The organism is Terriglobus sp. YAF25 (genome assembly GCF_052113305.1).
Classification (GTDB): domain Bacteria; phylum Acidobacteriota; class Terriglobia; order Terriglobales; family Acidobacteriaceae; genus Terriglobus.
The window spans coordinates 1-5533 of record NZ_JBFRCY010000448.1; the positions used below are offsets into that span (position 1 = coordinate 1).

Annotated in this window: 5 protein-coding genes; 1 reads left to right on the forward strand and 4 read right to left on the reverse strand. The window is 58.6% G+C overall.

Going from position 1 to position 5533, the window contains the following annotated elements; translation table 11 throughout:
- The 4 genes from AB4043_RS17640 to AB4043_RS17655 form a co-directional block, all read right to left on the reverse strand.
- A partial coding sequence (locus tag AB4043_RS17640) for a HAMP domain-containing sensor histidine kinase (RefSeq protein WP_442307655.1) occupies positions 1 to 1730 on the reverse strand: 1730 nt, incomplete at its 3' end.
- A gap of 13 nt (positions 1731 to 1743) precedes the next feature.
- Entirely contained in the window at positions 1744 to 1959 is a 216-nt protein-coding gene (locus AB4043_RS17645; protein ID WP_442307657.1) for a winged helix-turn-helix domain-containing protein, read from the reverse strand.
- Entirely contained in the window at positions 1890 to 2111 is a 222-nt protein-coding gene (locus AB4043_RS17650; protein ID WP_442307658.1) for a response regulator transcription factor, read from the reverse strand. Before AB4043_RS17650 ends, AB4043_RS17645 begins: the two co-directional genes overlap by 70 nt.
- Positions 2112 to 2297: 186 nt before the next feature.
- The gene (locus AB4043_RS17655) at positions 2298 to 3296 is read right to left on the reverse strand and encodes an aldolase (protein WP_442299570.1); all 999 of its coding nucleotides are present in this window, start codon (positions 3294 to 3296) and stop codon (positions 2298 to 2300) included.
- A gap of 275 nt (positions 3297 to 3571) precedes the next feature.
- On the opposite strand from AB4043_RS17655, the gene AB4043_RS17660 reads away from it, so the two are divergent.
- Complete coding sequence (locus AB4043_RS17660; RefSeq protein WP_442299571.1) at positions 3572 to 5530, forward strand: YjhG/YagF family D-xylonate dehydratase; 1959 nt, start codon at positions 3572 to 3574, stop codon at positions 5528 to 5530.
- The last annotated feature ends 3 nt before the right edge of the window (positions 5531 to 5533 follow it).

Consider the following 5533-nt stretch of genomic DNA (forward strand, 5'->3'; position numbering starts at 1 on the left):
GTGCGAGAGATGGTAAAGAGGAATGTCGTTGAACCGGCACGCCCATCCACCAGTCGCACCTCGCCCTCGTGTTCCCGCGCAACGGTCCATGCCAGGGTAAGTCCCAGGCCGGTACCTTTGTGACGCCCCTCGCTCACGAATGGCGCAAAAAGATTATCGCGGATGCTTGCCGGAACGCCGGGGCCGGAGTCGACAATGCTGGCAGTGATGGTTTGCGGAGTTGCTGTCAGCGTCAGTGAGACACTGCGCGTTGTAGCGCTCTGCCTTGCTGACTGGCAGGCATTGAGCAACAGGTTATACAGGGCCCGTTCGATCTGGCGGCCATCCACGGCTGCTGTGGTATCCGGAGCGTTGTTGACAAAAGTAACTGCGACACCATCAGAATCAGGATGCGATCTGACCAGAGTAAGCGCGCGTTCTGCAATGACCTCCACCGATGCGGTGGTTCGTAACAACGCATTCCCGGTGCGGCCGAAGATGAGCAGCGAATCCAGCATCTCTGTAGTGCCCTGGACGGCGAGCCGGATCTCCTCATACAGCTCGTTTCTTTCTGCCTCCGATAGATTCGGGGATGCCAGAAATTCCGCGTTCGCATAGACGGCGGCAAGGTAATGTCTCAGGTCATGGGAGATGGATGAAGCCATGCGGCCGATCGTGGCCAGTCTTTCAGCCTCCAATAGCTTGGAGTTGGTTGTCTGTATCTGCTCGCGCATCTGCGCAAAGGTCTTGCTTAGAAAACGGACCTCCTGGGTCCCATTGGAAGGTAGAACATAGGTGTCATTTCCGGTGCCGAAGGCACGGACGCCCGAGGTGAGGCGCTCAATGGGACTCGTAACCATGCGCGACAGCAGAAGCATCAGGATCGTGCCACCAGCGAGGGCAATGGCGCCCGCCAGTGCCACGAGACGATTGATCTGTTTTTCAGCGGCATCCGTCTGCGCAAATGACTTCAACATGACGAGCCGGATTGGGGCATTCTCGCTGGAGTCGAAGTCTTTTGTGATTGCCAGATAACGTTCCCCGTTCAGGACCGCCAGAACTGGAGCAGATGCTCCAATAAGGGTTTGCAGTTCTCCAGAGATTCTGGTAACTCGCGCATCCGGCAGGCTGCTGGCGATGAGCTGAGAGCCGTGGACGACCGCGGCGTCGGAGCCGGCGCTGCTGGCCACATCTTGCAGAAGCTCGTGGTCGATCGCATAACCGCTGATGACGTAGCCAAGAAGCGTACCCGTCGCCTGGTCGCCAAAGTAGATCGGCGTTGTGGCGTATTCGTAAAGATCGGAACCCGCAAGCAGAAGGTGTTGCGATGGATCTGAAAATTTCTCCTGCAGGGCAGGCAGAAGTTGTGCCGAGGGCTGGCGGGTATTAAGGGTCAGGATGTTGCCGTCCCGGTCCGCAAGTGCGAACAGGTCGTTGCCGCTGACTCTCCAGAACGGGACTGAGCCATCGGCCACCGTCTGCTGATGCCGGGTTGTCATCAGCGCTTTCAGGCTGGGAAGATCGGCAATCAGCGCATTGGCTCTGCGCAGATTTACCAGTTTTTGCGTTTGCAGCTTCTGGAAGAGCTCGACCGAGCGATAGAGGTCAGCCGAAAACGCTGCCTGGGCGTGCTGTTGAAGACGGCCGCGGATAATCAGGAGACTTGCGGAGGTCGATCCTGCAATGACGAGGACCAGCGAGGCAAGCAGAAGGAAGCGTGTACGAATGCCTGGCGTGTCTTTCGTTAACATTTCAATCTCAGACCTACGGTACGAATTTATACCCTGCGCCGTAGACCGTCTGAAAATGTTGGGGCTCCGCAAAATTGACTTCGAGTTTCTGGCGAAGTTTCAGAAGCTGATTGTCAACGGTCCGCGTCGTTGGATAGGAATTGTAACCCCAGACCTCGTTCAGCAGCTCTTCGCGGCAGAGACAACGATGATTGGCGTCTCCGGCCGCTCTGCCTTCATCGCCTTGCAAAGGTCGCGTCCGGTGATATTGGGCAAAACAAGATCCAGAATCACGGCTGATGGCCGAATACTGTGGAATGCGTCGAGGCCTGTCTTGCCGTCGCCACAGACCGTCACACTATATCCAAGCTCACGGAAGGTCCTGTGGAGGACCTTTTGCATCCGAGGATCATCTTCGACAACCAGGATGTGCGTGCGGGTCGGCATCACAACGGGGGGCTGAGTCAATTCGTGAGTTCCCATCTGGAGCATGGGCTAATTGTCACTCTGAAAAGCCCCGCGTCCGCCAAAAAGGTAGCAAAGTGACAATCTTGTGACAAGGGGGAGACGGGACTAAGTGATTTGGGCTCAATGCAGGCTGTGCAGATACTGCTCCAGATGATGGATGGCGTCCCCGAACCCGCTGTAGGTCAGCCGGATAACCGGCGCCTCCCGTAACAGGCGATCTACCGCAGCATGCTGAGGTTCGCGCATGCTGGACCAGTGTTGCCGGATAAAGGAACGGGCATGTCCGGACTGAAGGGGAAGAATCGCCGGAGGACCGTACGAGACGCGGTCAAGGAAGACAAGCAGGGCCACCGAGGCGCTCTGCTGTGTTTTGATGCCCTTGAGCTTTGCCACCTGCAGCTCCATCGATGGCTTTCCTGCTGCCCGTGGAGTGATCTCGAAGTGGCGAAGCTCCGGAAAGAGCTCACGGGCTCCTGGACGGAAACGAAATTGGTTGCAGTTACCGACGATGGCAGAGGGAGATTGCCGTAACAGGAGATAGGAGGCGTCGTCGGAGGTATAACGCCAACCGGAGCGAGCGCAGGCATACGCAAAGGATGATTTTCCCGCCGCGGACTCGCCGCAGAGCAGGACTCCGTGCTCTTGTGCAGAAACGCAGGCTGCATGAATTGGAACGCAGTAGCGTGTTGAGATCATCGTGAGCGCAGCCGCTTCGAGGAAGAAATAACGCAGATACGGGCGAGACGTTAATGCCGCCGTCGAGATGCAGATCTGCGAATCGCCCGTCTCCATATCCGACAACAGCACGTTGGACGAGTCTGCAATATGCATGCCGACATGTCCGAGGGAGCGGAAGACGGGAGCCGGAGGACAGATGGTTTCCCCGTTCTCTACGACTGTCACCGCAATGTGAATCGGATCGTCGGCAAAGAGAGCAGGAGCCGTGCTCCAGCTTTCGGCAGCTGCTATCTCCACTTCAGGATGATTTGTGGCGAGATCAACGGCAAAGCCCATGCAATTGAACCGGCGGCGGATGTGCAACTCCGGGCCGTGTACCAGATGGCCATCCTGAAGCGGTGCGGCTGTTTCAAATCCATGTTGGGCGATCGGTAGACTCATTGCGGGTTGCGTCGAACTTCAGTATGAAGCGGCGGGTTCGCCGAATTGTTGGCCGAATGTCATCTTCTTGTCTGCAATGCCCAACCCTTCCAAACTGAGACATCGGGTCAGTTGAAAGCAAACCAGATATGTGACGAAAACAACAATGGAACCGTGCCTATGGAATGCCTGCCGGTGGAGGAGATTTAACGCCGGTCGCCAGAATCTACCCGTTTCCTGTACATTTCTTTGTGGGTCGAACTTTATCGGCACTCCACGCATGTCTTACGGTTTGTATGTCTGAAGCGATCGGGATAGAAACGATTCTCAACAGCGATGTGTCGCTGCTTCAGGCAGTGAAGACGCACGCACGCGGTCCTGAGGGAGCGCTGCCGATTACGCCAGAGATGCTGGTGCGGCAGCCTTCGGGCAATCTCTTCGGTCTGTCCCAGAATGCCGGCATGGGATGGGAGCCTGGGCGGCTGAGTGACCCCGAATATCTGATCCTGAGTACGCACGGCGGTGTGCGCGCGGCGGACGGCACTCCTATTGCGCTTGGCTTTCATACCGGTCACTGGGAGGTGGGCCTGTTGGTGACAGAGGCCGCCCGTGAGCTTAGGAACCTCCACGCTACGCCCTTTGCCGGTGCGTGCACCGATCCCTGCGATGGCCGGACCCAGGGAACCGACGGCATGATGGATTCGCTGCCGTACCGGAACGATGCGGCCGTCGTGCTACGCCGGCTGATGCGGTCGTTGCCGACGCGTCGTGGTGTGCTTGGTGTGGCTACCTGCGACAAGGGGCTACCGGCGATGATGATGGCGCTGGCGTCTTCTGGAACCTATCCCAGTGTTCTGATTCCAGGTGGCGTCACGCTTCTGCCCGAGGACGGGGAGGACGCTGGCAAGGTACAGACGATTGGAGCACGCTATTCCCAGCACCAGATCACGCTGGAATACGCCGCGGAGATGGGTTGCCGGGCCTGTGCCTCGCCGGGAGGTGGCTGCCAGTTTCTCGGTACAGCCGCAACCGCCCAGGCGGTTGCTGAAGCGATGGGGCTCAGCCTGCCGCATACAGCGCTTGCGCCTTCTGGGCAGGATATCTGGCTCGATGCCGCGACACGCAGCGCGCGAGCCATGATGCGGATGACGTCGCTTGGCATCGGAACCCGTGATGTGCTGACTGACGCCGCCATCCGCAACGCGATGGTGGTTCATGCTGCTATCGGCGGTTCCACCAACCTGCTGCTGCATATTCCGGCCGTTGCCTACTCCGCGGGGCTTCGCCGCCCAACCGTTGAAGACTGGACGCATACGAACCGCAGCGTTCCTCGACTGGTTGATGCTTTACCCAACGGCCCCAGAAACTTCGCCACGGTTCAGGTCTTTCTGGCGGGCGGTGTGCCAGAGGTGATGTTGCAGCTGCGGAACGCCGGCCTGCTCGATCTCAGCGCGATGACGGCAAGCGGTACCACTCTTGGCGAAAACCTGGAATGGTGGGAACAAAGCGACCGCAGGCGCATTCTGAAGCAGCGCCTGCGCGATCTGGATGGAGTCGATGCCGGCGACGTGATCATGTCTCCGGATCGGGCACGTTCTGCCGGCCTCACGTCGACTGTCTGTTTCCCATCAGGCAATCTCACACCGGATGGAAGCGTGATCAAGAGCACTTCGATCGATCCGGCGTTGATCGATGCCGATGGTGTGTATCGCCATACAGGTCCCGCGAGAGTCTTCCTGACGGAGGAAGCTGCGATAGCCGCCATCAAGCAGGGAAACATTGGCGAAGGCGATGTGATGGCGTTGATTTGCAGCGGCCCCAAAGGAGCGGGCATGCAGGAGATCTACCAGATCACCTCAGCACTCAAGAATCTGCCGTACTGCCGCCATGTCGCCGTGATCACCGATGCGCGATTCAGCGGTGTATCGACGGGCGCATGCATCGGCCATGTATCGCCGGAGGCACTGGCGGGTGGCCCCGTTGGCAAGTTGCGTGACGGCGACACGATCGAGATCGTGGTCGATCGCAAGCAACTTCACGGCTCAGTGAACCTGATCGGTGAAGGAGACGAACGCTTCACCCCGGAAGAGGGAGCAAAGCGGCTCGCAGCTCGCTCGCCCCGGCCTGATCTTGCGCAGCATCCAGGTCTGCCGGCAGATACACGCCTGTGGGCGGCCCTGGTGCAGGCCAGCGGTGGCGTGTGGGGTGGCTGTGTCTATGACGTTGATGCAATCCTGCAAAAGCTACAGGGATAACAG

What these genes read in the sequence shown, in the direction of transcription:
- AB4043_RS17650 (WP_442307658.1), bottom strand. Translation starts at nt 2,111, where the DNA reads ATGCAAAAGGTCCTCCACAGGACCTTCCGTGAGCTTGGATATAGTGTG.
- AB4043_RS17655 (WP_442299570.1), bottom strand. Translation starts at nt 3,296, where the DNA reads ATGAGTCTACCGATCGCCCAACATGGATTTGAAACAGCCGCACCGCTT.
- AB4043_RS17660 (WP_442299571.1), top strand. Translation starts at nt 3,572, where the DNA reads ATGTCTGAAGCGATCGGGATAGAAACGATTCTCAACAGCGATGTGTCG.